We start from the raw sequence: 26,603 nt of genomic DNA, 5'->3' as shown, positions 1-26,603 counted from the left end.
TAGAGCACCTGACTGTTAATCAGGCTGTCGACGGTTCGAGTCCGCCTGCCGGAGTTTTTTGATTTAAACAAAAATCATGGCCCGTTGGTCAAGTGGTTAAGACACCGCCCTTTCACGGCGGTAACATGGGTTCAAATCCCGTACGGGTCATCTTTTTTCGCCGGTTTAGCTCAGTTGGTAGAGCATCGGTATCGTAAACCGAGGGTCACAGGTTCGAATCCTGCAACCGGCAGTAGGTTTTATGCGTGAGATAAAGAGCTTTAGGTAGGTCCTAAAGCTCTTTTTTTGTATATTAACATTAATTTTTTAGATAATTATCAAAAAATATTTTATGACTATTTATACATAAAATGTGCAATTAATCCAGTTTTAATACAAAAAATATTGGATAAAAGAGTATTTAATGGGAATAATATGTTATAATTATTAATAAATCATTATATACTAAGAGAATAATTTAATATTAATTTGACGTCTCATTCTTTAAAACTTATAATAGTAGTGTTATGCATTGCATTTTTCTTATTAATTATTCAATGTATTGTAACAAACAATTGAATGTGTTTTGGCACTGTTTGGAGGAATATAAATGACAGATAAAACACAGGAGCCCACATTTTTAGGGCATCCACGCGGTTTATCCACGCTTTTTTTCACTGAAATGTGGGAAAGATTTAGTTACTATGGTATGCGTGCTATCTTACTTTACTATATGTACTATTCTGTTTCTCAAGGTGGTTTAGGATTTGATAAAACTACCGCTGCTTCGATCATGTCGATTTACGGTTCACTCGTATATTTATCCAGTGTGATCGGCGGCTTTGTCAGTGACCGTTTATGGGGTAGTCGTAAGACCGTTTTTGTCGGTGGGGTTTTGATCATGTTAGGGCATATCGTCTTAGCAACTCCATTTGGTAGAATGGCACTCTTTATCTCGATCGCTTTGATCGTGATCGGGACTGGGTTGCTCAAACCAAACGTTTCTGAAATGGTCGGTGGTCTTTATGGACCCGATGATCCTAGACGTGATGCAGGTTTTAGTATTTTTGTTTTTGGTATCAATATGGGGGCCTTTATTGCTCCACTTACTGTTGGTTGGTTAGGTCAGCAAGTTAACTTCCATTTAGGATTCTCACTTGCAGCTATTGGGATGTTCTTTGGTTTAGTTCAATATACGATCGACGGACGTAAGTATCTTTCAAAAGATAGCTTATATCCAACTGATCCGCTTGAACCGGAAGAAATGCATCGTTTGATCAGACAAACAACAGTCTGGACTGTTTTATTTGCCTTGATCATCGTTTTAATGTACTTATTCAACATGTTTACGATCATGAACTTTATCAATCTTTTGACGATCGTAGCTGTGGTGATCCCTGTTTATTACTTTGTTAAGATCTTATCTAGCAACAAGATCAATAAAGTTGAACGTTCTCGTGTTTGGGCATATATCCCATTGTTTATCGCTTCGGTTCTTTTCTGGTCGATCGAAGAACAAGGCTCTGTTGTCTTAGCTTTATTTGCTAATGAACAAACCAGACTTTCGATCTTTGGCTTTAGCTTCCCATCCAGTTGGTTCCAAAGTATGAATCCACTCTTCATTATGTTGTATGTGCCATTCTTTGCTAAGCTTTGGACAAAATTAGGTAAGAAGCAACCATCTTCACCAGCCAAGTTCTCTTATGGGTTATTCTTTGCTGGGGCTTCATTCTTATGGATGATGTTACCAGGATTACTCTTTGGTACAAGTGCTAAAGTTAGTCCATTATGGTTGATCATGAGTTGGGCTCTTGTTATCGTAGGTGAAATGTTGATCTCACCAATTGGTCTTTCTGTAACGACTAAATTAGCTCCACGTGCATTCCAAGCACAAATGATGAGTATTTGGTTCTTAGGTGATGCGGTGGCTCAAGCATTTAATGCCCAGATCGTTCGTTTCTACGACAACGGTACCGAAGTAACTTACTTTGGTGTGATCGGGATTGTAACTGTGGTCTTTGGTGTATTACTTCTAGTCTTAACACCACGTATCAAAAAACTAATGGAAAATGTAAATTAGTTATTACTACTTATTAACTGTAATGTTGAATGATTCAGCATTACAGTTTTTTTGTGTCAAAAACAATTAGGAAAAAGAATAAAAATATGTCAGAAAAAAATTATTAAAAAAGTTTCGAAAAAGGGTTGCATTTTATCCAGTAACAGGGTATTATAATTAAGTCGGATGCGTTAAGTCATCTGATATGAGTTATGGATATGGAAGGGTAGCGAAGTCTGGCTAAACGCGGCGGACTGTAAATCCGCTCCTTCGGGTTCGGTGGTTCGAATCCACTCCCTTCCACCATATTGGGCTATAGCCAAGCGGTAAGGCAACGGTTTTTGGTACCGTCATGCGCTGGTTCGAATCCAGCTAGCCCAATGACTGATAGGTCGCGACTTTAACGGTCGCGACCTTTTTTAGTACTTTAAACAAAGTGGGTGAAATTGATGAATTTAGGTTTTATTGGAGCCGGTAATATGGCCCGGGCAATTATCAATGGTTGGCAGACAAAGGAACTAGACGCAGAAATTTATTTGCATAGTGCACATAAAACAAGTTATGAACCTTATGCAAAGGAAAAGGGCCTTAAGACTTGTGAAACTAACTCTGAAGTAGTTTTACAAGCTGATTACGTTTTTTTAGCAGTTAAGCCAATTATTTTAGGTGAAGTTTTAACGGAGATCAAAGCAGCAGTTAAACGACAAAAACCAGTCATTGTTTCGATGGTAACTGGTGTTTCTGTAGCTGAGATCGCTGAGCACCTTGAATTAGCAGAAAATGAAGTTGAGATCGTGCGAATCATGCCTAATGTCAATGCTGAGATCGCTGAAGCTATGACAGCTTTACATGCCAATCAAGCAGTGACGCCGGCTCATTTTGAAATTGTGCAACAATTATTTGAATTGATCGGTAAGACAGAGATCATGGCGGAACGTGACTTTAGTACATTTGTAGCGTTAGCAGGTAGTTCCCCAGCTTATGTTTATTTCTTTATTGATGCAATGGCCCGTGCTGGGGTCAAATATGGGTTGAAAAAAGAGCAAGCAACTAAGATCGCAGCGCAAGCCGTTTTAGGAAGTGCCAAGAAAGTTTTAAGTGATGAAAAGACACCAATGCAACTCGTTGATGATGTATGCTCTCCTGGTGGAACGACGATCGCTGGGCTTTTAGCCTTAGAAGAAGCCGGCTTTATGACTGCAGTAGTTAAAGGAATGGATGCAACGATCAATAAAGATCAAGGTAAAGCTTAAGTGTAAGTGCTTGTAATTTTGGTCTATACCTATTACTATTAAAGTGTATTCAAAATATGAGAAAGCGGGTTCAAACCATGAGTAAAGTTATCAAGCATGCGACTGTTTATACTGGAGAAGAGAAGATTTCTGATGCATATATTCGTTTTGATGAGCAGATTAAAGCCATTGGACCAATGAGTGAATATCAAGTTTTACCGGAAGATGAAGAAATTATTGATGCTACTGAAAAATTGATCATTCCTGGCTTTATTGACGTTCACAGCCATGGTGGCTATAATTTTGATGCGATGGATGGCAACGCTGAAGAATTGAGTGAAATGGTCAACGATATGGTCTATGAAGGGGTCACAACTTATTTTCCAACGACGATGACTCAATCCCCAGAAAATATCGCTAAGGCTATGGTTGCGATCAAAGAAGCTGCCACAAAAAATCCTGTGATCAAGGGGATTCACTTGGAAGGCCCATTTGTTTCTCCCGTCTTTAAGGGAGCACAACCAGAAGAATATATTCAAGCACCAGATACAAAATTATTTGATCATTGGAATAGCTTATCAGGCAACATGATCAAGTTAGTGACCTATGCTCCTGAACATGAAACTTCCCCTGAATTTGAACAATACTGTCTTGAACGTGGGATCGTTCCTTCAGTTGGGCATAGTAACGCTACCCGTGAACAAATGAAGCATTCGCGCGCAAGTCACGTAACGCATCTTTACAATGCTCAACGTGAATTTAAGCATCGTGAACCAGGTGTCACTGGTCATGCTTTGCTAGAAGATAACATTTACTGTGAATTGATCGCCGATGGATTCCACGTTTGTCCTGATATGATCAAATTGGCTTATGAGTTAAAAGGCCCCGATAGAATCGAATTAGTTACTGATTCAATGCGAGCAAAAGGAATGCCAGAAGGTGAATCAGAACTTGGGGGTCAAAAAGTTATCGTTAAAGATAAACAAGCTCGCCTTGAAAGTGGTAATTTAGCTGGCAGTGTTTTAAATTATCAAGATGCATTTGTTAATATTATGAAATTTACCGGTTGCTCGATCGAAGACGCAATCAAGATGACTTCATTAAATCAAGCTAAGGAATTTGGCTTAGATACCAAAGGAACGCTTGCTGTCGGCAAGGATGCTGATTTTAACGTCTTAGGGCGTGACTTTGAATTAGAAGAGACGTACAGTTACGGACGGTGCTTTAATAAAAATAAGCGCTAGGCACTAATCTATGGAAGGAAAAATAGGCATGAGCTCACCCATTTATATCCAAATCCACAATAAAATCAAACAAGAAATCGAAGATAACCGTTGGGCAGTTGGGGATCGAATCCCTTCTGAGCGTGATTTAGCGCTCCAATTTGGTGTTAGTCGGATGACTTTACGGCAAGCGATTCAAACACTGGTCGATGAAGGGATCTTGGAACGTCAAATTGGTTCAGGGACATTTGTGGCACGTAAAAAGGTGCAAGAAAAAATGTCTGGGGTCACAAGTTTTACCGAATTGACGGAAGCTCAAGGCAAGACGCCTTCAAGTAAGACGGTCTCGTATTTAGTAACGTCAGCTTCGATCAGTGAAAGTGAGCATCTTGCCCTTAAAGCAGGGGAAAAGGTCTTACGAATGGAACGGATCCGGTACGCTGATGATGTGCCGATCTGTTTTGAAGTTGCTACGGTACCGTATGAATTGATCAAGCACTATAATCGTAAACAGATCACAAGTTCGTTATATCGTACGTTAGAAGAACATGGGCTCAAAATTGGCCATGCGCAACAGACGGTCAGTTCAATGTTAGCTTCGGAAAAAATCGCCGAATATTTGGAACTAAAACGCGGAGCTGCGATTTTACGCTTGCGTCAGATCACGCGGTTAGGTGATGGTCGGCCCTTTGAATATGTGCGGACGCAATATGCGGGCGAAAGATTTGAATTTTATTTAGAAAAATAATAAAAAATGCTCAGTACTATGGTTTAGTAGGACTGGGCATTTTTAGTGGCCGATAATTATTTATTAAAAAACTTTTTGCGATAGACGAGCAATAAATATTTGGGTAAAGCCAACATGCGGATAAAGCGGGATGGTTCTTTGACTAAACGGTAGCCCCACTCAAGATGATGGTCGATCCACCACTTAGGTGCACGTTTGGTCATACCAGAAAAAACATCAAAGCTACCGCCGACACCCATCCAAATTGCGGGGGTAAGCTCGCGGTGTTTAGCGATGAAAAATTCTTGTTTGGGAAAGCCCAAAGCAGCAAAGACAAAATCAGGGTGAGCCTCTTTGATCAACTGCGCCACTTTATTTTCGTCTTTAAAATAACCATCACAACTGCCTGCGATTTTTAAGGTTGGGTACTTTTCTTTAGCTTTAGTTAGGACCTTTTGTAAAACTTCTGGCTTAGCCCCTAAAAAGAAGATACTTTTATCGTTTTTAGCCGCCCAGGCGATCAAAGCCTCCATAGTGTCATAGCCAGTCACGCGCTCCGGTAAGGGTTCGCCTAAGATTTTAGCCCCTTTAATGATCCCGATCCCATCGGCAGTGATATAATCTGCGGTTGCTAGGGTTTGCGCGTATTTAGGGTCGTCTTTAGCCGCCAAAACGATCTCAGGATTAGCGGTGACAACGAAGCGATTTTTATGTGCTAATGAATCTTGGGTGAGTTGGGATAAAAATTGTGCTTGAGTTGCTTTGATAAAATCAAGCCCCAAGACATTAACGGTTTCAAATTTTTTTTGCATAACAGGCCTCTTTTTAATTTCAAACTATTTTTTCTTATTATATCAGTTAATTGGTGTTTTGGCGTAAACGTGATAAAATTATACGCATATGGTCAAGTTCGGAAGCTTTTTTCGGAAAAAATAATTGACCGATGAAGAGGAATGAAATGGTTAAATTATATCCAGACGACAGTTATACATTGCACACAGATGCTTATCAGATCAATATGATGCAGACATATTGGCGCCAAGGATTGGCAGATCGTAAAGCAATTTTTGAAGTTTATTTTCGGACGCTGCCGTTTCAAAATGGGTATGCGATCTTTGCAGGTTTAGAACGAATCGTTGATTATATCAATAATCTTAAGTTTACCGAAACTGATCTCGCATATTTAAAAGAAGTTGGGGGCTATCCAGCTGATTTTATTGAGTATTTGCGTAATTTCAAATTTACGGCAACACTTCGTTCAACGGTTGAAGGTGAAGTTGTCTTTAATAATGAACCTTTGATCCAAGTTGAAGGTCCTTTAGTCGATTGCCAATTGATCGAAACGGCACTTTTAAATATTGTAAATTATCAAACGTTGATCGCCACTAAGGCAGCTCGAGTTCGTTCAGCGTGTGGGGATGATGCCTTGCTTGAATTTGGAACGCGTCGTGCGCAAGAATTTGATGCAGCTTTATGGGGCACAAGAGCAGCTTATATTGGTGGTTTTGATGCCACAAGTAACGTCCGTGCAGCTAAGATCTTTGGGATCCCAGCGAGCGGGACGCATGCACATGCCTTAGTGCAAGCTTATCGCAACGATTACGATGCCTTTAAGGCTTATGCTTCAACGCATAAAGATTGCGTCTTTTTAGTTGATACTTATGATACTTTACGTTCAGGTGTTCCTAATGCGATTCGGGTCGCTAAGGAAATGGGTGACCAGATCAATTTCTTAGGTGTCCGGATCGATTCCGGGGATATGGCTTATATTTCTAAGCGTGTCCGCGAACAATTAGATGAAGCAGGCTTTACTGAAGCTAAGATTTATGCTTCAAATGATTTAGATGAAAAAACGATCACTAACTTGAAGATGCAAGGCGCTAAGATCGATGTTTGGGGTGTCGGGACGAAGTTGATCACGGCTTATGACCAGCCAGCATTGGGCGCGGTTTACAAAATGGTAGCGATTGAAAATGAAGATGGGGTCTTAGAAGATACGATCAAGATCTCAAGTAACGCAGAAAAAGTTTCCACGCCAGGGCGTAAGCAAGTTTGGCGGATCACTAAAAAAGCCGATGGTAAATCAGAAGGTGACTACATTACGATCGCCGATGAAGACCCGCGGACAAGTGACACACTTTATATGTTCCATCCACAATACACCTATATCAATAAAAATGTGACCGATTTTGAGGCACGGCCTTTATTAGTGGATATTTTTGATAAAGGAAAACAAGTGTATGATTTGCCTAGTCTAGCTGAGATCAAGGAATATTCGAAAACCCACTTAGATAGTTTGTGGGAAGAATATAAACGGGACTTAAATCCACAAGATTACCCAGTCGATCTGTCACAAAAATGTTACGATAATAAGATGAAGATCATTAAAGAAGTGCGTGAAAGCATCACGCAAAAACTTGAAAAATAAGAAGGTCAAAAGTATGCGAAAATTACAACAAGAAATTATTGCAGAACTTAAAGTACAACCAGAAATCGATCCAACAGCAGAAATCAGACGCTCAGTCGATTTTATTAAGAGCTATTTGCGCAAGCATCCATTTTTAAAGACCCTTGTGCTCGGAATTTCGGGAGGCCAAGACTCAACATTATGTGGTAAATTGTGCCAAATGGCAATCAGTGAGTTACGCACCGAAACCGGTGATGACACTTACCAATTTATTGCGGTACGTTTGCCATACGGAGAACAAGCTGACGAACAAGATGCGATGGATGCGATCGCTTTTATACAAGCTGATCAAACTGCGCGTGTTAATATCAAGCCCGCCTCCGATGCAATGGTTCAAGCAGTAAGTGAAAATGGTGTGACTGTGAGTGATTTTAATAAAGGTAACATTAAAGCGCGCCAACGCATGATCGCACAATATGCGATCGCGGGCGCAAATTCCGGGGCAGTTGTTGGAACTGACCATGCTGCTGAAGCAATCACGGGCTTTTATACTAAGTTTGGTGATGGTGGTGCTGATATTATGCCACTATGGCGCTTAAACAAACGCCAAGGACGCAAAATGTTAGCCGTATTGGATGCACCAAAACATCTCTACGAAAAGACACCAACTGCGGATCTTGAAGAAGATCGCCCAGCCTTACCAGATGAAGTGGCTTTAGGCGTGACCTATGATGACATCGATGATTACCTTGAAGGGCGCGAAGTCCGCACAGATGCCGCTGAAAAGATCGAAAATTGGTTTATGAAGACGCAACATAAACGTCATTTACCGATTACGGTTTACGATACATTTTGGAAATAAAAAATAAGGAAGGTATCCATTTTTAGATATCTTCCTTATTTTTTTCGTATTCTTTGATCTCGTCTAAAAAGATTTGACCATATTTTTCTAACTTGCTGTGGCCTACACCTTTGACTTCGAGAAATTCGAACTCATTTTGGGGTAAGAGCACGCACATATCGTGGAGTGATTGATCAGAAAAAATCACAAATGGTGGCACATGTTGAGCTTCAGCCAGTTGACGCCGTAATTTGCGTAAATGTTCAAATAAACCACTGTCGGTAACGGTTTGTTCTTTTTTCGTAACTTTTTCACTCCGAGCATAGACAGAAGCGTTGCCTCGAAGTACATCATAGCCCTTAGTGGTGACGTGAAGCGTTGGAAATTGTCCACTACTTGTCGTTAAATAACCACTGGCGGTCAAAAAGTCGATCGTAGTTTCGATCTCTTTTGTTTTTTGACGCATGATCCCATAAGTTGAGAGTTGATCAAATTCTAATTCTAAGATCCGTTTAGCTTTAGAGCCCGCTAAAACTTGGGCGACGATCTTTTTGCCAAAATTACTGCGGACGCGGATAACACAAGATAAGATCATTTGAGCTTCTTTAGTGATATCTTGTTTTTCACGGGTATCAGTACAGTTCGTACAATGCCCACAAGCAGCACAGTCTTGACCAAAGTATTGGACTAAAAAGCGCTGAAGGCATTCTTCAGTATTAGCATAGCGAGTTAGTGCTTGTAATTTTTGGTAATCGTGTTCGCGGTGCGCTTCATCGGCGGATGAATTGTCGATAAAGAAACGTTGGATCTGCAAATCAGCATCCTTATAAAATAAAATAGCTTCACTTTCTAGTCCATCGCGCCCGGCCCGCCCAGCTTCTTGATAGTAAGCTTCCAGACTACCAGGAACTTGGGCGTGGATGACAAAGCGCACATTACTTTTATCGATCCCCATTCCAAAGGCATTTGTCGCCACCATAACAGGGGTTCGATCGTAAAGAAAGTCTTCTTGTTTTTGTTTACGCACCTCTTCGGAAAGCCCAGCATGATAGATTCCAGCTTTGATACCCATTTTAGTTAATAAAGCTCCTAGTTGTTCGACTTTCTTACGGGTCGAAGCGTAAATGATCCCCGAATCATGGGGATTTTGTTGTAAATAGGTCAATAAATAATGCTCAAAATCACTACCTTTGACCAATTTAAAGCTCAAATTAGGACGCGCAAAGCTTGTTTTGACCTCGTTTTCAAGGGGAATGTGTAATAATTGCTTAATATCATGGGCAACTTGAGGCGTGGCAGTCGCAGTCAAAGCAATGACAGTCGGTGAAGTGGTGAGGTTTTGCAATAATTCGGGTAATTTTAAATAACTAGGGCGAAAATCATGGCCCCACTGAGAAATGCAGTGGGCTTCATCGACCGCCACTAAAGAGACCCGGAGCGTTTGTAAAAGCTCTAAGAAAAATTGATTTTCTAAGCGTTCCGGAGCAATGTAGAGCAGTTTTAATTCATGGTTACGTGCTTTGGCTAACACAGCGTTAGTTGTCGCAAGATCTTGTGAACTATTGAGATAAGCCGCTTTGATCCCATTTTGTTGCAAACTATCGACTTGATCTTTCATCAGCGAGATCAACGGAGAGATCACGAGGGTCAAGTCTGGAGCTAATAAGGCGGGAATTTGGTAACATAAAGATTTTCCCCCACCAGTAGGCAATAAGGCTAAGGTATTTTGTTGGGCTAAAACCAGGTCAATGATCTGCTTTTGCCCTACTTTGAAGGTGTTATAACCAAAATAATGATTTAAAGCTTCGGTTGGAGTCACACTAAGTCGCCGCCTTTCTTTTTTACAATATTTATCTTAGCGGTTTATGTCTTGAAGCGCAAACTTGTCCCACGACAAAAAAATCTCTAAAATAGAGGTAAAAGATTAGAGAAGGAAGGCACCGAGTGTGGAAGAACAATATTTAAAATTAGTTGAAAAACAATTACCGTATCGGTCCAAACAGATCGCTCAAGCGTTAACGCTCTTAGATGAAGGCAATACGATTCCGTTTATTGCACGTTATCGTAAAGAAGCGACTGGAAGTTTAGATGAAGTACAATTGCGCACGATCGCTGAAACTTATCAACAAGTAGAAAAACTAGAAAAAAGGCGCCATGATGTGAGTGAAAAAATTGCCGAACAAGGTAAACTAACGGCTAAATTAAAGCAAATGATCGCTCAAGCCCAAACTTTGCAACAATTAGAAGATATTTATCTACCTTTCAAACAAAAACGTCAAACTAAGGCGCAAGTGGCCAAAAAGCGGGGTCTTGAAGGCTTAGCCAAGTTTTTACTAGCTTTTGGTGCCCAAGATGTGGTCGCGGAGGCAAACAAATATGTTGATCCTGCTAAGGAAGTCATGACCAGTGAAGAGGCTTTGACTGGGGCACATGAGATCTTAGCTGAAGCTTTTGGCGAAAATGCCAGCTTGCGTGATTGGGTCAGAAAACAAGCTCAAACAAAAGGCAAGATCACCGCTAAAGTTAAGGATGAAACGCTTGATGAAAAAGGAATCTATCAAGATTACTATGATTTTAGCGAACCGGTCAAAAATATTTTAGACCACCGCATTTTAGCGCTTGATCGAGGCGAAAAAGAAAAGATCTTACGGGTGAAACTTGAACTGGATGATGATTATGTCTTGCGCTATTTTCATATGCGGATCATCGGGCAAAAACAAAGCCCTAGTGAAAGTTACGTTGAAGCGGCGTATAAAGATGCTTACAAGCGTTTCATCAAACCAGCGATCGAACGCGAGATCCGTAAAGAATTGACCAATCGGGCCGTGCAAAGTGCGATCAACGTTTTTGGGGATAATTTATATCATCTCTTAATGCAAGCACCATTAAAAGGTAAGACTGTTTTAGGGTTAGATCCAGCGTTTCGGACGGGCTGTAAATTAGCTGTCGTTGATCCTACGGGAAAATTTTTAGCTAAAGCAGTAATTTATCCTCACGAAAAAGCAAAGGGCAAAAAGCCTGATCCGGCTAAGCGTAAACAAGCCAAAGAAACACTTTTGGCGTTGATCGAGAAGTATCATGTTGAAATGATCGCGATCGGTAATGGGACTGCTAGCCGTGAATCTGAGAGCTTTGTAGCTGAGATCTTAGGTGAATTAACACAAAAGACTTACTATGTAATTGTTAATGAAGCTGGGGCCTCGGTTTATTCGGCCAGTCAAGCAGCCCGTGATGAATTCCCTGATTTTAATGTTGAAGAACGTTCAGCGATAAGTATTGCTCGGCGCCTGCAAGATCCTTTGGCAGAATTGATCAAGATCGACCCTAAAGCGATCGGGGTCGGCCAATACCAACACGACCTACCTGAAAAAGAACTCGATGAAACACTTTTGACCGTCATTGAAACTGGAGTAAACCAAGCCGGGGTGAATTTAAATACGGCTAGTCCGGCTTTACTAGAACATATTTCCGGGTTAAATAAAACGACCGCTAAAAATATTGTGGCTTATCGGGATGAAAATGGGCGCTTTATTTCGCGGACGCAGTTGAAAAAAGTTGCGCGTCTAGGACAAAAGGCTTATGAACAAGCAGCGGGCTTTTTGCGGATCATTGACGGCAAAAATGTCTTTGATAATACCGATATCCACCCTGAAAGTTATCCGTTAGCAACTAAGATCTTAGCCGAAGTGGGGATCACCCAAGATGAAATCGGTACTCCACAAGCTGAGGTCAAGTTAGCTGATTTTAATGCTAAGGAGTTTGCTTTGCGGGAAAATGCTGGGCTAGAAACGGTTCAAGATATTGTGGCAAGCTTACAAAAACCGGGTAAAACGCTACGTGATTCAATGCCAGCGCCACTTTTAAAAGCTGATGTCTTGCACTTAGAAGACTTGAAAAAAGGGATGAAACTTCAAGGAACTGTCCGTAATGTCGTGGACTTTGGCGCCTTTGTCGACATTGGTGTCAAACAAGATGGTTTAGTGCATATTTCACAGATGAGTAATAAATATATCAAACACCCCAGCCAAGTTGTAGCGGTTGGTGATATTGTGGATGTGTATGTGTTAGACGTTGATCTTAAACGAACACGGATCCAATTGAGTATGTTACCTGTAAAAGAAAATGATGAGTAATGAACAGTTACAAGCACTAGTTGAACAAATTTCCCAGGAATTTTTTGGGCATCCGTTTACGCACCGTGCTTATTTTAATAATCGCTTAAAGACAACGGGCGGGCGCTATTTGTTAGCTAGTCATGATATTGAACTAAACCAAAAGATGCTGACCGAACATGGGTTAGAGACCTTGATTGGGACGATCAAACATGAATTATGCCATTATCATTTGCATCTTACTGGTCGGGGATATCGGCACCGCGATCGTGAGTTTAAAGCGCTCCTAGCACAAGTCGGTGGCTTACGTTTTGCTCCGGCTAGTCAAAAAAGGGCAAAGTACTGTTATCGCTGTGAAAAGTGCCAGACAGTGTACCAGCGCCAGCGTCGGATAAATTTGCAGAAATTTGTTTGTGGGCGGTGTCGCGGGAAATTGGTTTTTGTCGAAAAAAATTTATAAAAGTAGTTGCGTGCTTTAAATATGTCTGCTATAATTAACTCTGTTGTCGCGGGTATGGCGGAATTGGCAGACGCGTCAGACTAAGGATCTGGTGAGCAATTGAGCTCGTGATGGTTCGAATCCATTTACCCGCATCGAATAAAAGGGCTGTGAATTATTCGCAGCTCTTTTTTTATTTTTAGTGAAAAAATTCACTTTTTGATATAGTAAAGATATCAGAATCAACTGGAAAAGAGGTCAATAAAATGACAGCTGTTAAGTTTATTGCAAGTGCAGGTTATTTGCCAAACAGAATTGTAACTAACGAAGAATTGAGCCAATTTTTAGAAACATCAGATGAATGGATCGTTTCGCATACTGGAATCAAACAAAGGCATTACGCAATTGATGAAAATACTTCTGATCTGGCCACTAGAGTAGCTGAAAAGCTGTTGCAACAAGCTAACTTAAAAGCGACAGAGCTTGATTTGATCATTGTTTCTACGATCACACCCGATGCGCTTACACCAGCAACAGCAGCGATCGTTCAACGTAATATTGGCGCAACTGATGCGTTTGCTTACGATTTGTCGGCTGCTTGTGCGGGGTTTATTTTTGCGCTAGCGACGGCGCATAAATTTATCAGCAGTGGTGCTTATCGCCGTGCCATGGTGATCAGTGCGGAAACCAATTCTAAGATGATGGATTTTACCGACCGGACTTCAACGGTCTTTTTTGGGGATGGAGCTGCCGGTGTGATCATTGAAGCAAACGCTGACTCAGCCAAAGATGCCTTTTTGGCTGAAAAACTTTGTACACTTGGCAACGCAGAAGTGATCCACAGTGGTCGGGTTGTGCCTTTAAGCGAAGTCAAAGCAACAAATTACCCTAAATTAGACGCATTTTACCAAGATGGTCGTGCAGTTTATAATTTTGTGACTGATGAAGTGACGGCGCATATTGACCAATTTTTAGCTGAAAATGAAATCAAACCAACTGAACTAGATCTTGTGATCACTCATCAAGCTAACTTACGACTGATCGAAAAAATTGCAGCTCATCTAGGTTTAGGGATGGATAAATTTATGATCGATGTTGATGAAGTTGGTAATACGTCCTCAGCGGGAATTCCATTATGTTTAGCTAAAGCTTTACAACAAGGCAAACGCCCACAAAAAGTGCTCTTAACTGGCTTTGGCGCCGGGTTAGCTTACGGTAGTATTTTATTAGATCTAAGTAATTTTGCTTAAATTACCGAGCGCACTCGAATTTCTAACCGAGATTTGGGTGCATTTTTTTAGTCTGTCAATGTAAAGTTTGCTTGACAAATAGAAAAACTAGCTTTACTATTATGGTGGGAGTGTTGATGATGACAAGTAACAAAGACGTTGTAGTAAATAAATTGTATGAATATCGGGTGTTGGCAAAATTATCACAAGAGAAGCTAGGTGAGCTGATCGGTGTGTCTAGACAAACAATCAATTCGATCGAAAAGAGCAAGTATATCCCTTCATTGCCAGTAGCATTGAAGTTGGCCAGTTTTTTTAAGGTAAAAGTAGAAGATATTTTTCAACTAAAGGAGGATCAGTAAAATGACACAGGTAATTGAACTTTTAGCAACACCGCTAGCTCAAGGTATTTTAGGTGGTTTAGCCTTCTTAGCAGGTGCACTCATGTTGTATCTAAGTAATAAAATGGGAAAAAGAGACGAGCGGATCAAGTTTCTTGAACTAAAGGGAACCAATGTAGTTTTAGGGGCATTTTGTAGCGTGATCTTGCTCTTATTTTTGTTAAATCCAAATGATGTTTTGCTTTATCGTCAAACGATACTAAGTGCGTTGTACATTGCAATGATCGTTGGTGGTAGTTATTCGATCTATCAATATAAAAAATATTAAATATTAAGCCAGTTATTTAAATTATTGGCTAAAAAGAACATTAACAATTTTACTTTTGTTAATAATGTTGGATACAATAATTGTGAAAGGGTATTTCAAATGTAACTATTATTCTGTTACAAAATATACTTTGTAAGTACAAAAAAGCTATACAAACATAGAAAGGCTGTCATAAACACAGTTGGATTAATTTCAGTTAGAATAGTAGCTAATCAAGTAGATAGATATTATGGAGCCATGTAAATGTTCTAAAAGCTTTACTGAAATGGAGTGAAGTTCTAGCAAAAGCAGGTTATGATTCTGTATATAGAAACGTTAAAAATGCTAGGACTTCCAATAGTGTTGCTACTAAGGTGGCTCTTGCAATCGGAGAATCGGTGAGATGGATATTATGAATTTAAATGAATACGCACTTTCAAAATTAGAAAATCAAATGCTTCTGAAAGATTCAATTATTGACCTAGCAATTCTTATGGGGCATACAGCCACTGAACCTATTTCATCACATATTTTTTGTTTAGAGTTTGATTTTACCCAAGAAGAACATGATAAAATACTATTACGTCTAAATTTACTGTCTGATAAAAAGAGTTTAAAACTAAAAGAAATACGAACAGAACTAATAAAGGTTGTTCCAAAGACGGCAGAATTATCAAATGATATTTTCAGAGGCATGCTTAAGATTTTTCTGAAACAATTCGATATAAATTTGGAAGTTCCTGACTTAATTTAGATTAACAATATTAGATATATATCCGATAAACACAAATAAAAAGAAGGCAACCCGAATTTTCAAAAATCGGGTTGCCTTCTTACTAAATTAAGTTTTATGTCACAGACTCTTTTCGCTATTAATAATATCCGTTTGAATAGCCGTTGCCGTAACTATTGCCACCATAGTCGCTAGTTCTACCATAGCTATTGCCCGAGCCACCACCAGATGATGAACCGTACGAGTCATAAGAACCATATGATCCACTTGAACCTGAACTAGTCGAGCCTTTCGATGAGGAACCATACGAACCTGAGCTATACGAGCCATAAGAATCATCATCAGATGAAGAACTGCTATCTGAGTCCTCAAAGGTCTTAGTAGTATTTTTAAGTCCAAGTTGTTTTCTGATCTTGTTAGAGATCCGTTTCTTTTCAGCAGCAGAAGCAACTTGGTAAGAAAGGCCATCGATCGTAGCATCTTGACCTTGTAAGGTATAAGATTTAATGTTTTGAGCGGCATCTTTATAGTTTGTCACTAAAGTAATGATGTCGTCATAAGTTAAGTCAGTTTGCATGTTTGAGCCTAAAGTCTTGAAGATCTTTTGGTAATTGCTGATCCCTGAAGCGGAAAGAGCTTTATTAGCGATTGCCGTGATAACTTGGCGTTGCCGTTTTTGGCGTCCGTAGTCACCAAGTGGATCGTCATAACGCATCCGAGCATAAGAAAGAGCTTGTTTACCGTTTAAGGTCACGGTCTTACCCTTAGTTACACTAACGTCACCATATTCAAAGGTCAAAGTTGGGGTAATTGTGATTCCGCCAACAGCGTTAACGAGTTGTTTTAAACCACGCATGTTGACTAAAACATAAAAGTCGATCGGAATATCCAATGTATTTTGGACGGTCTTGATCGCAGTTGAGACCCCACCGATCGTATAAGCTGAGTTCAATTTATCATAAGCATTTTCCGAGCCAGGCACAGTAACCTTTGTATCACGCGGTAAACTAGTTAACGTTGTCGTTTTAGTCGAAGGGTTGATCGTGGCAACGATGATCGTGTCAGTCCGACCAGTATCGCTTCGCCCTAAGTCACCTGTATCAGTCCCTAAAAGTAAAATTGAGATCGGTTGATTTTTTTTCAAGACCGAAGAAACATTTCGGCTTTTAGTAACTTTAGAACTCGAGTAAGTTTTGCTGAGTGTGCTTTTGGCGGAGTTTAAAATATTATAGAGATATGCTCCCACTCCAAAAAAGGAGAACAAAGTAAGCACTAATAAACCTAAGCAAATGCGTTTGCGTAAGCGGGGATCACGTGACTTAGCATGTGAATGACTCTTACCTCTACGCGAACGGGGATTATTTTCATTATTCATATTATGTACAAAACTCCTTAATTTTTGCTTCTTCCATGAATTATACACGCTTAATCTAAAATTTTAAGTGCTAAAACTGAATTTTAACTTAAATTAAGAATTAACACAAGCACAGTTTTCCTTGAAAAAATAAATTAAGCTTGAAACAATGTGCTATAATCGTGATGTTACATATTGATCAAAGTATTTTTTGGTAATTTTTATTTAAGAAGATGGGGTGTTAAATAGTAAATGAAAAAGCAAGGTAGCTTGAGTAAGGGACATCCAAAAAAGCGTGCGCCTCTATCGAGAAAACATCATATGGCGATTCATTGGGATGAATTTTTAGGGGATTCACGCGATGAATTGGCATTAAATGCAAGTCTAAAAGAACGGGCGGTTATCGTTGGTCGAGTAGGACTATTAATGCTTGCCTGTGGGACGGGTGCTTGGCGTGTCCGCCATTCAATGAACAGTATTGCACGCGTGTTGGGATTGACATGTGCCGCTGATGTGGGGTTAGTTTCGATCGAATATACTTGTGTAGAATTTGATCAAAGTTACACGCAAACCATGTCTTTACCAACATCAGGTGTCAATACGAGCAAATTGACCGATCTTGAATGGTTTGTTAACGAATTTGAGCGCTATGGTCAAAAGATGACTTTAGCCGATATTCATTATTTGTTAGATAAGATCGAAAAAAAATCAGGGCTGTATCCACCAGCACTTTTAGGATTAGCTTCAGCTGTAGCGTGTGGCGCCTTTGTCTTTTTGCTTGGTGGCGGTTTGATCGAGATGTTTTGTGCATTTATTGGTGCTGGGGTCGGAAATTTTATCCGGGCTAGCATGAATAAAAAACACATCACGCTTTTTGCGGGAATTATTGTTAGCGTAACGGTTGCATGTTTAATGTATATGCTCTCATTTCGTCTCTTAGAAGCGATGTTTGCCGTTTCGGGACGACACGAGGCTGGTTATATCGGGGCGATGCTTTTTGTGATTCCAGGTTTTCCTTTCATTACAAGTGGTTTAGACATTGCAAAACTTGATATGCGTTCTGGGATCGAACGGATGGTGCATGCGGTAACGATCATTGTGGTAGCAACTTTAGTCGGGTGGATCATTGCCATGACTATCAACTTTAAACCAGGCGATTTTGTCGCCCTAAAACTTAGCGCAAGTCAATTATTGCTTTTGCGGTTACCAGCAAGTTTTTGTGGGGTCTTTGGCTTTTCGATGATGTTTAATAGTTCACCGCGCTTAGCTGCAACAGCGGGGGTGATCGGTGCGCTCGCTAATACTTTGCGCCTTGAATTGGTTGGTTTGACTACGATGCCCCCGGCAGCAGCGGCGTTTATTGGCGCCTTGCTAGCTGGATTGTTGGCTTCACTTCTAGGGCATTGGAACGGTTATCCACGCATTGCTTTGACCGTGCCGTCGATCGTGATCATGGTCCCCGGACTGTACATGTATCGGGCAGCTTATAATATTGGGTTAAATTCGATTAGTGTTGGTGCATATTGGCTGACCCAAGCAACGTTGATCGTCTTGGCATTACCACTTGGTTTGATCGTTGCCCGGATCTTAACTGACCCTCGGTGGCGGTATAATAATTAAGACAAATAAGATGACTTTTACTTAAAAAAGGTAAAGTCATCTTTTTTATGAAATATAATTGTAATATTAGTCGCAGTTTGAACGAAATTTGTAAATGTACTGTAATAGCACAGCCTTAATAACATGGTAAAATGGTTTAAGTAATAATAAGGAAATTAATGAGGTAAAAAACCAGTGAAAAGTTTTAGTTTTACAAAGACAATCTTAGCCGTTGCTACAGCGGTAACATTTGCGGGCGTTAACGTAGTCGCTCACGCAGACGATACGACCCAACAAAAGCTTGATGCGATCAACACAAAGATCCAAACAACAGAATCAAAAGTAGACGAAGGTCAAAAAGAATTAGCTAAATTACAAGCGCAACAATATGAAAAATCAACTGAGATCCAAAAATTGCAAAAAAATATTGATGCTCGTTCAAAGCAATTAGCTAAGCAAGCACGCGCAGCTCAATTGAACGATACAGGTTCAATGCTTGAATTTATTACCAATTCCAACAGCTTGTCTGATGCAATTGGTCGTACAGTTACAGTTGCTACACTGATCCGAGCTAACAACCAAACTTTAGCTGATCAAAAAGCAGACCAAGAAAAAGTTGCTGCAGCTAAGAAAGCTGTTGATAAAGCAGCAGCAGACCAAGAAACAACTAACAAACAATTACAAAACGATATGGCTGACTTAGCGGTGCAACGTACTCAATTAGCAGCCCAAAAGGCAAGTGAAGATGAAGCAGCTAAGAAGGCTGCGGAAGAAGCTCAAAAGAAAGCTGAAGAAGCTGCTAAGCAAGTAAAAGAAGCTAAAGATGCCGAAGCTGCCCAAAAGGCTTTGGCTACAGCTAATGAAGCTGCTGAATCAGTTTCAACTACAAATGATACGCAAACAGCAGGTGCAAGTAGCTCAAGTGAAAGCACACAAACAGTTACTACAACAGCAACAACAACTGCTACAGCTGCAACATCATCAGCTTCTTCTACTACGCAAACAGCAGTTCCCGCTTCAAACTACGGTAGTGTGACAGCTTACGCACAATCATTTATCGGTGTACCATATGTTTGGGGTGGTTCCACACCAGCTGGTTTTGACTGCTCAGGTTTAGTTCAATATGTTTATGCTCAATTTGGTAAGAGTTTGCCACGTGCAACTACTGGCCAAGAATACGCTGGTACACAAATTTCAGTTGAAGAAGCACAACCAGGTGACTTATACTTCTGGGGTTCACGTGGCAGCACATACCATGTTGCGATTGCTTTAGGTGGCGGTAGCTTCGTGCACGCACCACAACCAGGTGAAAATGTTAAGATCGGTAGCGTTTCTAGCTTCCGTCCATCATTTGCCGTTCGTTTGAACTAAGATTTAAAACAACTTAAACTTTTCACGAAAACTAAAGAGACGTTTGGGACTTCCCGAACGTTTCTTTTTTAGTTATGATAGATGTAATGAGTAGTAATTAGAGGGTAGAAGGGATCACAGGATGGTAAAACTAGTATTAGTCAGACATGGACAAAGTTTAGCTAATCAAGAAAATGTCTACACTGGCTGGTCAGACTCGCCACTGACAGAGAAGGGTATTGCGGAAGCTAAGCTGGCAGGGCGCAAATTAAGTGGGACAGATATTTCATTTGCCCATGTGCATACTTCGGTGCTCAAAAGAGCGATCAAAACTGCTGATTTGATCATTTCAGAGCTTGATCAAGCATACTTACCGCTGACAAAGACCTGGCGCTTAAATGAGCGACATTATGGAGCTTTGCGTGGATTAAATAAAGATGTTACCCGCAAGCTCTATGGTGAAAAGCAGGTCGCTTTATGGCGCCGTTCGTATGATGCTGTGCCACCATTGTTAAAAGAACGACCAAAAGAGCGACGCTACCAAAGATATCCAGCCAGCATCGTCCCTAAAGCGGAAAGTTTGAAAATGGCTTCCAAGCGCATCATTCCTTACTGGGTAGATCACATTGCGCCTGAATTGTTGCGTGGCAAAAATCAGTTGGTCGTGGCACACGGTAGTACTTTACGAGCTTTGGTCAAATATTTAGAGGCAATTTCGGATGAAGGGATTGATGGCGTAGAAGTTGCTAACGCCGCACCGATCGTATATGAATTAGATGAAAAATTACAGATTATTTCTAAAACGATACTATAAAAAATAAGCTTTGGCCAAATGTTGTTAGCCAAAGCTTATTTTTTAGAATGTATATATCTTAAGCAAGTGAACCCATTGGATCCCAAGGGGCTAAGACTTTAGGTTCTTCGTCTAGGATCGCTTTTAAGTCATCAGGCAAGAAGTTTTTGTTGACCACGATTTGGTAACAATATTCTTCCATCCAGTCATCTGTCATCACAAAGAATCCTTTAGTACCAACTTTGTCGCCCCAAGAATTTTCAACTTTCCATTTCTTAGGTTGCCCATCAACTAGATCGACCCCAGTTAAGACCATAGCGTGAGTCATCAAGCTTTCGCCGTAGTCAAGGCGTTCACCCTTGGACATTGAAAGGTCAACATCAAAGAGTTGATCGCGGTGATAAAGATCGGTGTCCATGATACCTTGTTTGCGGTCAGAAGATTGACCAACATCACAGCCAAACCAAACACTTTCGTTTGCTTCAAGTTGTTTGATCGCAAGCTTTTTGAAGGTATCCATGTCAACGTTTAAGTGACGCACTTCACGCCCGCCAACAACATTACCTAACATGTCAACGGTATACATGTGGTTAAATGGTTTGTCATCGGTTGGCCCATTGATGATCGAAACATAATCTTTAGTATTCCAACCAAGATATTTGTCGAAAAATTCTTTTGGTGTTAAATCACGGTCAAGGTGGTAGTTATTATCCTTGTCGCGGTATTCAAAATCAAAAGTTGCTGGTGGTTCACCAAAGCTGTAAGCAGCCATCCGATAAACTTCAGCGAGCATTTTTTCTTTGCGGGCTGCGATTTCTTCGCTAGTAGCACCGTTGGCTACTAATTCTCGCAATTCAACTGCATCTTTACGTAATTTAAGGTTCAAAACATCGTTAAATTCACGTGAGGCTGAAGAGTTATGGGTTTCAGGCATGGCACTCTTAGGTACGACCCCATATTTTTCGATCAAGCCCATGATCATATCCCATTGTCCACCGTCTTGTTGTGGAGTAGCTAACAGCCAAGCAACTTTACGATCAGAAGTAGGGAAACTTGCAGTTTTTAAAATGTTTTCATAAAAATAATTTGCTTTTTCTAGTTTGTCCCAAAAGAAGGTGTAATTTTGAGATAATTCGAAATCATCGGCTAAGCCATAGCGTCCACGCAAGTCATGGCGTAGCGTATTTAAGGCAGCAAACATCCAGCAGCGCCCGGATTGTTTTTGGTTAGCAACTTTACCAGTATCAATATCGATCGAAAAAACTGGCGTTGCCTTAATTTCAGCCCGATAATCACGGCTAGAAGCAAGGATTCCATTTTGGGTCACAGTCCGTTCTAATACGCGATGATTGTTGCGTTTTTCAAGTAATTTTTTGAAGTTTTTGAGTTGAGCAGTGCTGATTTCTTTAGTCACTGAAAATCATCCTCCTTTAATGAACTATTAATAGTGTATTCCACTTTTTAGTTGAAGTAAACAACGAATTTAGTCATAATTATTAAATATATAAAGCTAAAAATTAGGTTATAGTGATAAAATAGAAAAGTTATTTGTGATAAAAAAGAAGCCTTGCTACTTTGAGCAGACTTCTTTAGTTAAATTATTAATCACGTGCGTGTAAGACAACCGGCCCGAGTTGTTGTCCCACGATCACATCGTTGACCATGTCTAAGAAAAGTCCATGTTCGACGACCCCGACTTGTTTGTCTAAGTAATCGGCTAAGGAATGTGGGTCATCGATTTGTCCGAGATGAAGGTCAATAATGTAATTGTCTGAATCCGTTAAAAGTAGGCTACCATCTTCTTTTTTACGGAAAGTTGGATTAAGTCCTTTAGCTTCAAAGCGTTCAAATAATTTTTGGCTACCATAAGGAATAACTTCAACGGGAAGTGGAAATGCGCCGAGTTTATCGACCATTTTACTTTCATCCACGATCCATAAAACTTTCTTTGAGTTGACAGCAACGATCTTTTCAAAGAGTAACGCAGCACCGCCACCCTTGATCCCTTGGAAATCACGCGAGATCTCATCGGCACCATCGATCACGAGGTCGATATGATCTACTTCATCAACGGAACGTAGCGGGATGTTTAATTCAGTCGCTTGCTTAGCGGTAGCATTTGAAGTAGTTACCCCAGTGATCTTTAGGCCTTCTTCAACGACTCTGCGTCCTAGTGCATCGACCATGTAACGTACAGTAGAGCCAGTTCCAAGCCCAACGATCATGCCATCTTTGATCCATTCAACTGATTTTTCACCAACAAGGCGTTTCAACTCATTTTGATTCATCTTAACTTTGATCCTTTCACAATAACAAATGATTATTTAGTTTGTTTAAATAATAAATTTTCGAGTTCTGGATGGGATGCAAAATATTTTTGCGTATAAGAACATAACGGTAAAATATTTTTGTGTTCGGCTTTAGCATGGTCTAAGAAAAAAATCGTCATTTTTTCAGCTAGACCTTGACCACGAGCAGCTTCAGCGACCCAAGTGCGTTCGATCACATAAGTTTGATCTTGGTTGATCATTTTAAAGCCGATATTTCCTAGCATCTCTTGTTGTTCATTTTGATAGATCAATTGGTCATCTTGCCAAATGAAATTCATGCAAATCCCCCCAAAAAATTAAATGATCGTGACAAAAAACATTCCGTTAAAATCATGCGAAATGCTGTTTGTCCTCAAATTTAATGGTATCATATATAGGTACTGACAACTACTAAAATGAATGGAGTTTGAGAATGAAACGTGGATTTAAAATAGTCTCAAAATATGAAAATGAAGGTCTTACATTACCTGTACGCGCGACACAAAATGCAGCGGGTTATGATTTTTGTGCAGCTAAAGATTTTGTCTTACCTAGTATTTGGAAACGTGATTTCTTAAAGATCTTACGGACTTTACGTAAGCAAAAACAGTACACACAAGAAGACTTGACCGCTGCCAATAAAGTTTTAAAGCCTTACTTAGTTCCTACTGGGATCAAGGCTTATATGCAACCAGAAGAATTTTTAATGTTGGCTAATCGTTCCAGTAACCCCCTAAAACACGGCTTGATCTTGCCAAACGGGGTCGGGATCGTTGATGCTGACTATTATGATAATGAAAATAATGAAGGTGAGATCTTTTTCCAATTAGTGAACTTTGGTTTGACTGATAAAGTCATTAAAAAAGGTGAACGCTTAGGTCAAGGGATCTTTTTACCATATCTTTTAGCTGATGATGAAAAAACACCTCTTTCAACGCGGACAGGTGGCTTTGGTTCATCGGGACGTTAAGCAATTTAAGTATATCTTATAAAATTTTGTTATAAAATTCAGTTATACTATACTCTTAATAAAGTGGTGTTAGAAGGGGGAAAAATAAGTGGCAAAGGTTAAGACTAAATTTGTTTGTCAAAATTGTGGTTATGTTTCGCCACGCTATTTAGGACGTTGCCCCAACTGTAGTGAATGGAATACGTTAGTTGAAGAAGTTGAACAAAAAAGTGTTACGCTAAAGGCGTCGCCCAGAGTAGCCATCTCAGGGGCAAAAACGACGCCACAAAAGATCGACACAGTCACAGTTTCAAAAACACCCCGCGTTGACACTAAAAATGGTGAGTTAAATCGCGTTTTAGGTGGTGGGGTCGTTCCTGGCTCAATGGTCTTGATCGGTGGTGATCCTGGGATCGGGAAATCAACGTTACTTTTACAAGTTTCTGGGAGCTTATCCGATCAAGGCGGGAAATTACTTTATGTTTCTGGTGAAGAGAGTGCTAGCCAGATCAAGCTCCGAGCCGATCGCTTAGATGTCTCAGGTAGTGAGTTTTATCTTTACCCCGAGACCGATATGGGGAGTATTTTACAAAATATTGAAGATTTAAAACCAGACTATGTCGTGATCGATTCGGTCCAAACCATGCAGATGCCTGAGATCACTTCGGCAGTCGGCAGTGTGGCACAGATCAGGGAAGTGACTGCCGCTTTGATGCAAGTTGCTAAAACTAATGGGATCACGATCTTTATCGTTGGTCACGTGACTAAAGGCGGGGCGATCGCTGGGCCAAAGATCTTAGAGCATATGGTCGATACCGTACTTTACTTTGAAGGTGATATGCACCGTAGCTACCGGATCTTACGGGCCGTAAAAAATCGATTTGGTTCGACTAATGAGATCGGTGTCTTTGAAATGCGTGATGGTGGGTTAGTCGAAGTACCTAATCCATCTGAGATCTTTTTAGAGGAACGATTGAATGGTGCGACTGGTTCAGCAGTGGTCGTTTCGTTAGAAGGAACGCGACCAATTTTAGCCGAGATCCAAGCTTTAGTTACGCCAACAGCCTTTGGTAATGCTAAACGAACAACTACAGGGCTTGATCATAACCGAGTTTCGTTGATCATGGCAGTACTTGAGAAACGCGCCGGTTTATTATTACAAAATCAAGATGCTTACTTAAAAGCTGCTGGTGGGGTTAAATTAGATGAACCCGCAATCGATTTAGCAATCGCGATGAGTATCGTTTCAAGTTACCGTGATCAACAAACTGCGCCTGATGATTGTTTCATTGGTGAGTTAGGGTTGACTGGAGAAATCAGACGAGTAACGCGGATCGATCAACGGGTTGCCGAAGCTGCTAAATTAGGATTTAAACGGGTTTTTGTGCCTCAAAATAATTTAGCCGGTTTCGAGTTCCCAAAAAATATTGAAGTTGTTGGCGTAAAAACTTTAAGTGAAGCTTTACGTCAAGTATTTTAGTCAAAGTTGGAAAGGAGATAATTATGCGAAAAAGAATAATTAGAGTGATTTTTGCCTTTTTAGGGATCGGTGCAGGTTATTCATTTTTACCGGTCTTATGGAGAATATTAAATCTAGATGTTTCAGGAATTCATAATCCGATCGTTGATATGTTTATTGGCTTTGTCATCATGATGCTATTGTCATTAGTTTTGACCGATCCGTTAGCTAAGCTATTAAAGAAAGTTGAAGAATCATTAACGCATCAAAAACCAGAACTGATCATTTCTGAGAGTATTGCTATTATTGTATCGCTGGTACTTGCCGTCTTGATATCAACTATTTTTTGGCAATCTTCAATGTTCTTTGTGAATACGATCTTGCCTTTGATCACAATGATCATTTTTGCTTACTTAGGTTGGTTTGTGGGCCGGACGCGTGTTGGTGATCTGCCTAAATTATTTTCTTCTCGTAATAAGAAAAAAGAGACTGAAGAAAATACCGTTTTAGAACGTAAAGTTGGCGATAATTTTTATAAATACAAGTTGTTAGATACTAATATTTTGATCGACGGTCGGATTTATGACCTCGCTAAAACTGGTTTTTTAGAAGGAACCTTAGTCGTGCCGAACTTTGTGTTATATGAATTGCAGTATATCGCTGATTCTGGTGACAGTATCAAGCGTGTGCGGGGACGGCGTGGCTTAGACATTTTAAATAAATTACAAAATGAAAAAATCGTGCCAGTTGAAATGTATGAAGGCGACTTTGAAGATATTCAAGAAGTCGATTCTAAGTTGATCAAGTTAGCTAAATTGTTAGATGCGGTGATCGTAACTAATGATTATAACTTAAATAAGGTCAGTGAATTTCAAAATGTTAAGGTCTTAAATGTCAATGCTTTAGCTAAATCCCTTAAGCCACGAGTTATCCCAGGTGAACGCTTAAATGTAATGGTCATCAAAAATGGGACAGAACGTCAACAAGGGGTCGCATACTTGGATGATGGTACGATGATCGTGGTCGAAGATGGTCGTTACTACATGAATAAGACGATCGAAGTTGAAGTAACGTCAGCCATTCAAACAGATGCTGGTCGAATGATCTTTGCCAAACCGTATCATTCAAAGAAGAAGTTACGTGAAAAAAACTAAGGAATTA

Annotated in this window: 24 protein-coding genes and 5 tRNA genes; 23 read left to right on the top strand and 6 right to left on the bottom strand. The window is 40.2% G+C overall.

The features are described 5' to 3' along the window. Positions 1-78: 78 nt before the first annotated feature. The 8 genes from FC32_RS03310 to FC32_RS03275 all read left to right on the top strand — a co-directional run bounded on the left by FC32_RS03310 (position 79) and on the right by FC32_RS03275 (position 5,241). Positions 79-150 (top strand) — tRNA-Glu (locus FC32_RS03310). A gap of 9 nt (positions 151-159) precedes the next feature. Continuing rightward, positions 160-232 (top strand) — tRNA-Thr (locus FC32_RS03305). A gap of 357 nt (positions 233-589) precedes the next feature. Next, positions 590-2,059, top strand: a complete 1,470-nt coding sequence (locus FC32_RS03300; RefSeq protein ID WP_056957259.1) for a peptide MFS transporter — start codon at positions 590-592, stop codon at positions 2,057-2,059. Positions 2,060-2,258: 199 nt separating this feature from the next. Next, positions 2,259-2,344 (top strand) — tRNA-Tyr (locus FC32_RS03295). Between the two features lie 3 nt (positions 2,345-2,347). Next, positions 2,348-2,419 (top strand) — tRNA-Gln (locus FC32_RS03290). A gap of 68 nt (positions 2,420-2,487) precedes the next feature. Next, positions 2,488-3,291 carry a pyrroline-5-carboxylate reductase gene (gene proC / locus FC32_RS03285; RefSeq protein WP_025087745.1) on the top strand — a complete coding sequence of 268 codons (804 nt, stop codon included), beginning with the start codon at positions 2,488-2,490 and terminating at the stop codon, positions 3,289-3,291. Positions 3,292-3,368: 77 nt separating this feature from the next. Then, complete coding sequence (gene nagA, locus FC32_RS03280; RefSeq protein ID WP_025087744.1) at positions 3,369-4,514, top strand: N-acetylglucosamine-6-phosphate deacetylase; 1,146 nt, start codon at positions 3,369-3,371, stop codon at positions 4,512-4,514. A gap of 28 nt (positions 4,515-4,542) precedes the next feature. Further along, entirely contained in the window at positions 4,543-5,241 is a 699-nt protein-coding gene (locus FC32_RS03275) for a GntR family transcriptional regulator (RefSeq protein WP_025087743.1), read from the top strand. Positions 5,242-5,297: 56 nt separating this feature from the next. Here the strand turns inward: FC32_RS03275 and FC32_RS03270 are convergent, their stop codons facing one another. Beyond that, entirely contained in the window at positions 5,298-6,032 is a 735-nt protein-coding gene (locus tag FC32_RS03270) for a WecB/TagA/CpsF family glycosyltransferase (RefSeq protein WP_025087742.1), read from the bottom strand. Positions 6,033-6,178: 146 nt separating this feature from the next. Between FC32_RS03270 and FC32_RS03265 the strand changes: the two genes are divergently transcribed. Then, complete coding sequence (locus tag FC32_RS03265) at positions 6,179-7,648, top strand: nicotinate phosphoribosyltransferase (RefSeq protein WP_025087741.1); 1,470 nt, start codon at positions 6,179-6,181, stop codon at positions 7,646-7,648. 13 nt (positions 7,649-7,661) lie between these two features. After that, positions 7,662-8,489 carry an ammonia-dependent NAD(+) synthetase gene (gene nadE, locus FC32_RS03260; protein ID WP_025087740.1) on the top strand — a complete coding sequence of 276 codons (828 nt, stop codon included), beginning with the start codon at positions 7,662-7,664 and terminating at the stop codon, positions 8,487-8,489. A gap of 22 nt (positions 8,490-8,511) precedes the next feature. Here the strand turns inward: nadE and recQ are convergent, their stop codons facing one another. Next, complete coding sequence (gene recQ, locus FC32_RS03255; protein WP_025087739.1) at positions 8,512-10,287, bottom strand: DNA helicase RecQ; 1,776 nt, start codon at positions 10,285-10,287, stop codon at positions 8,512-8,514. 127 nt (positions 10,288-10,414) lie between these two features. Between recQ and FC32_RS03250 the strand changes: the two genes are divergently transcribed. From FC32_RS03250 to FC32_RS03220, 7 genes are all read left to right on the top strand, one after another. After that, on the top strand, positions 10,415-12,601 hold the full coding sequence (locus FC32_RS03250; RefSeq protein ID WP_025087738.1) for a Tex family protein: 2,187 nt from the start codon (positions 10,415-10,417) through the stop codon (positions 12,599-12,601). Then, a complete protein-coding gene (locus FC32_RS03245; RefSeq protein ID WP_025087737.1) occupies positions 12,594-13,040 on the top strand; it encodes a SprT family protein in 447 nt (148 codons plus the stop codon). The genes FC32_RS03250 and FC32_RS03245 overlap by 8 nt, the downstream gene beginning before the upstream one ends. Before the next feature lie 48 nt (positions 13,041-13,088). Then, positions 13,089-13,174 (top strand) — tRNA-Leu (locus FC32_RS03240). A gap of 111 nt (positions 13,175-13,285) precedes the next feature. Then, positions 13,286-14,269 carry a beta-ketoacyl-ACP synthase III gene (locus FC32_RS03235; protein WP_025087736.1) on the top strand — a complete coding sequence of 328 codons (984 nt, stop codon included), beginning with the start codon at positions 13,286-13,288 and terminating at the stop codon, positions 14,267-14,269. A 119-nt stretch (positions 14,270-14,388) separates the two neighbouring features. Further along, positions 14,389-14,610: a helix-turn-helix transcriptional regulator gene (locus FC32_RS03230; RefSeq protein WP_155891495.1), complete on the top strand. Its 222-nt coding sequence runs from the start codon at positions 14,389-14,391 to the stop codon at positions 14,608-14,610. 1 nt (position 14,611) lies between these two features. After that, positions 14,612-14,917, top strand: coding sequence for a hypothetical protein (locus tag FC32_RS03225; RefSeq protein ID WP_025087735.1), 306 nt, complete (start codon positions 14,612-14,614; stop codon positions 14,915-14,917). A 391-nt stretch (positions 14,918-15,308) separates the two neighbouring features. Continuing rightward, a complete protein-coding gene (locus FC32_RS03220; protein ID WP_155891494.1) occupies positions 15,309-15,650 on the top strand; it encodes a hypothetical protein in 342 nt (113 codons plus the stop codon). Between the two features lie 118 nt (positions 15,651-15,768). Here the strand turns inward: FC32_RS03220 and FC32_RS03215 are convergent, their stop codons facing one another. Next, positions 15,769-17,004 (bottom strand): LCP family glycopolymer transferase, encoded by a 1,236-nt coding sequence (locus FC32_RS03215; RefSeq protein WP_025087733.1) that lies wholly within the window; start codon positions 17,002-17,004, stop codon positions 15,769-15,771. Between the two features lie 231 nt (positions 17,005-17,235). Between FC32_RS03215 and FC32_RS03210 the strand changes: the two genes are divergently transcribed. The 3 genes from FC32_RS03210 to FC32_RS03200 all read left to right on the top strand — a co-directional run bounded on the left by FC32_RS03210 (position 17,236) and on the right by FC32_RS03200 (position 20,746). Continuing rightward, positions 17,236-18,603 (top strand): threonine/serine exporter family protein, encoded by a 1,368-nt coding sequence (locus tag FC32_RS03210; protein WP_025087732.1) that lies wholly within the window; start codon positions 17,236-17,238, stop codon positions 18,601-18,603. A 174-nt stretch (positions 18,604-18,777) separates the two neighbouring features. After that, a complete protein-coding gene (locus FC32_RS03205) occupies positions 18,778-19,953 on the top strand; it encodes a C40 family peptidase (protein ID WP_025087731.1) in 1,176 nt (391 codons plus the stop codon). 121 nt (positions 19,954-20,074) lie between these two features. Beyond that, positions 20,075-20,746, top strand: a complete 672-nt coding sequence (locus FC32_RS03200) for a 2,3-bisphosphoglycerate-dependent phosphoglycerate mutase (RefSeq protein ID WP_025087730.1) — start codon at positions 20,075-20,077, stop codon at positions 20,744-20,746. Positions 20,747-20,804: 58 nt separating this feature from the next. Here FC32_RS03200 and FC32_RS03195 read toward each other — a convergent pair whose 3' ends face one another. The 3 genes from FC32_RS03195 to FC32_RS03185 form a co-directional block, all read right to left on the bottom strand. Further along, a complete protein-coding gene (locus FC32_RS03195; RefSeq protein ID WP_025087729.1) occupies positions 20,805-22,139 on the bottom strand; it encodes a C1 family peptidase in 1,335 nt (444 codons plus the stop codon). Positions 22,140-22,326: 187 nt separating this feature from the next. Next, positions 22,327-23,013, bottom strand: coding sequence for a ribose-5-phosphate isomerase RpiA (gene rpiA, locus FC32_RS03190; RefSeq protein ID WP_025087728.1), 687 nt, complete (start codon positions 23,011-23,013; stop codon positions 22,327-22,329). Positions 23,014-23,045: 32 nt separating this feature from the next. Beyond that, positions 23,046-23,333 (bottom strand): GNAT family N-acetyltransferase, encoded by a 288-nt coding sequence (locus FC32_RS03185; protein WP_025087727.1) that lies wholly within the window; start codon positions 23,331-23,333, stop codon positions 23,046-23,048. Between the two features lie 134 nt (positions 23,334-23,467). Here FC32_RS03185 and FC32_RS03180 point away from each other — a divergent pair, with 134 nt between their 5' ends. The 3 genes from FC32_RS03180 to FC32_RS03170 all read left to right on the top strand — a co-directional run bounded on the left by FC32_RS03180 (position 23,468) and on the right by FC32_RS03170 (position 26,596). After that, on the top strand, positions 23,468-24,004 hold the full coding sequence (locus tag FC32_RS03180; RefSeq protein WP_025087726.1) for a dCTP deaminase/dUTPase family protein: 537 nt from the start codon (positions 23,468-23,470) through the stop codon (positions 24,002-24,004). 88 nt (positions 24,005-24,092) lie between these two features. Further along, positions 24,093-25,463, top strand: a complete 1,371-nt coding sequence (radA, locus tag FC32_RS03175) for a DNA repair protein RadA (RefSeq protein WP_025087725.1) — start codon at positions 24,093-24,095, stop codon at positions 25,461-25,463. Positions 25,464-25,486: 23 nt separating this feature from the next. Continuing rightward, the gene (locus FC32_RS03170; protein ID WP_025087724.1) at positions 25,487-26,596 is read left to right on the top strand and encodes a PIN/TRAM domain-containing protein; all 1,110 of its coding nucleotides are present in this window, start codon (positions 25,487-25,489) and stop codon (positions 26,594-26,596) included. Positions 26,597-26,603: the final 7 nt, after the last annotated feature.

Source organism: Ligilactobacillus apodemi DSM 16634 = JCM 16172, from assembly GCF_001434405.1.
Classification (GTDB): Bacteria; Bacillota; Bacilli; order Lactobacillales; family Lactobacillaceae; genus Ligilactobacillus; species Ligilactobacillus apodemi.
The sequence above is the reverse complement of the archived record's forward strand: the minus strand, read 5'-3'. Positions and strand labels throughout refer to the sequence as shown.

Bases quoted from the DNA above. Each gene is read 5' to 3' on its own strand.
- FC32_RS03265 (WP_025087741.1), top strand. From the start codon at position 6,179: ATGGTTAAATTATATCCAGACGACAGTTATACATTGCACACAGATGCT.
- FC32_RS03210 (WP_025087732.1), top strand. From the start codon at position 17,236: ATGAAAAAGCAAGGTAGCTTGAGTAAGGGACATCCAAAAAAGCGTGCG.
- FC32_RS03270 (WP_025087742.1), bottom strand. From the start codon at position 6,032: ATGCAAAAAAAATTTGAAACCGTTAATGTCTTGGGGCTTGATTTTATC.
- FC32_RS03225 (WP_025087735.1), top strand. From the start codon at position 14,612: ATGACACAGGTAATTGAACTTTTAGCAACACCGCTAGCTCAAGGTATT.
- FC32_RS03235 (WP_025087736.1), top strand. From the start codon at position 13,286: ATGACAGCTGTTAAGTTTATTGCAAGTGCAGGTTATTTGCCAAACAGA.
- FC32_RS03300 (WP_056957259.1), top strand. From the start codon at position 590: ATGACAGATAAAACACAGGAGCCCACATTTTTAGGGCATCCACGCGGT.
- FC32_RS03215 (WP_025087733.1), bottom strand. From the start codon at position 17,004: ATGAATAATGAAAATAATCCCCGTTCGCGTAGAGGTAAGAGTCATTCA.
- FC32_RS03275 (WP_025087743.1), top strand. From the start codon at position 4,543: ATGAGCTCACCCATTTATATCCAAATCCACAATAAAATCAAACAAGAA.
- FC32_RS03220 (WP_155891494.1), top strand. From the start codon at position 15,309: ATGAATTTAAATGAATACGCACTTTCAAAATTAGAAAATCAAATGCTT.
- FC32_RS03245 (WP_025087737.1), top strand. From the start codon at position 12,594: ATGAGTAATGAACAGTTACAAGCACTAGTTGAACAAATTTCCCAGGAA.
- FC32_RS03230 (WP_155891495.1), top strand. From the start codon at position 14,389: ATGACAAGTAACAAAGACGTTGTAGTAAATAAATTGTATGAATATCGG.
- FC32_RS03180 (WP_025087726.1), top strand. From the start codon at position 23,468: ATGAAACGTGGATTTAAAATAGTCTCAAAATATGAAAATGAAGGTCTT.
- proC (WP_025087745.1), top strand. From the start codon at position 2,488: ATGAATTTAGGTTTTATTGGAGCCGGTAATATGGCCCGGGCAATTATC.
- FC32_RS03200 (WP_025087730.1), top strand. From the start codon at position 20,075: ATGGTAAAACTAGTATTAGTCAGACATGGACAAAGTTTAGCTAATCAA.
- nadE (WP_025087740.1), top strand. From the start codon at position 7,662: ATGCGAAAATTACAACAAGAAATTATTGCAGAACTTAAAGTACAACCA.
- FC32_RS03185 (WP_025087727.1), bottom strand. From the start codon at position 23,333: ATGAATTTCATTTGGCAAGATGACCAATTGATCTATCAAAATGAACAA.
- rpiA (WP_025087728.1), bottom strand. From the start codon at position 23,013: ATGAATCAAAATGAGTTGAAACGCCTTGTTGGTGAAAAATCAGTTGAA.
- FC32_RS03170 (WP_025087724.1), top strand. From the start codon at position 25,487: ATGCGAAAAAGAATAATTAGAGTGATTTTTGCCTTTTTAGGGATCGGT.
- nagA (WP_025087744.1), top strand. From the start codon at position 3,369: ATGAGTAAAGTTATCAAGCATGCGACTGTTTATACTGGAGAAGAGAAG.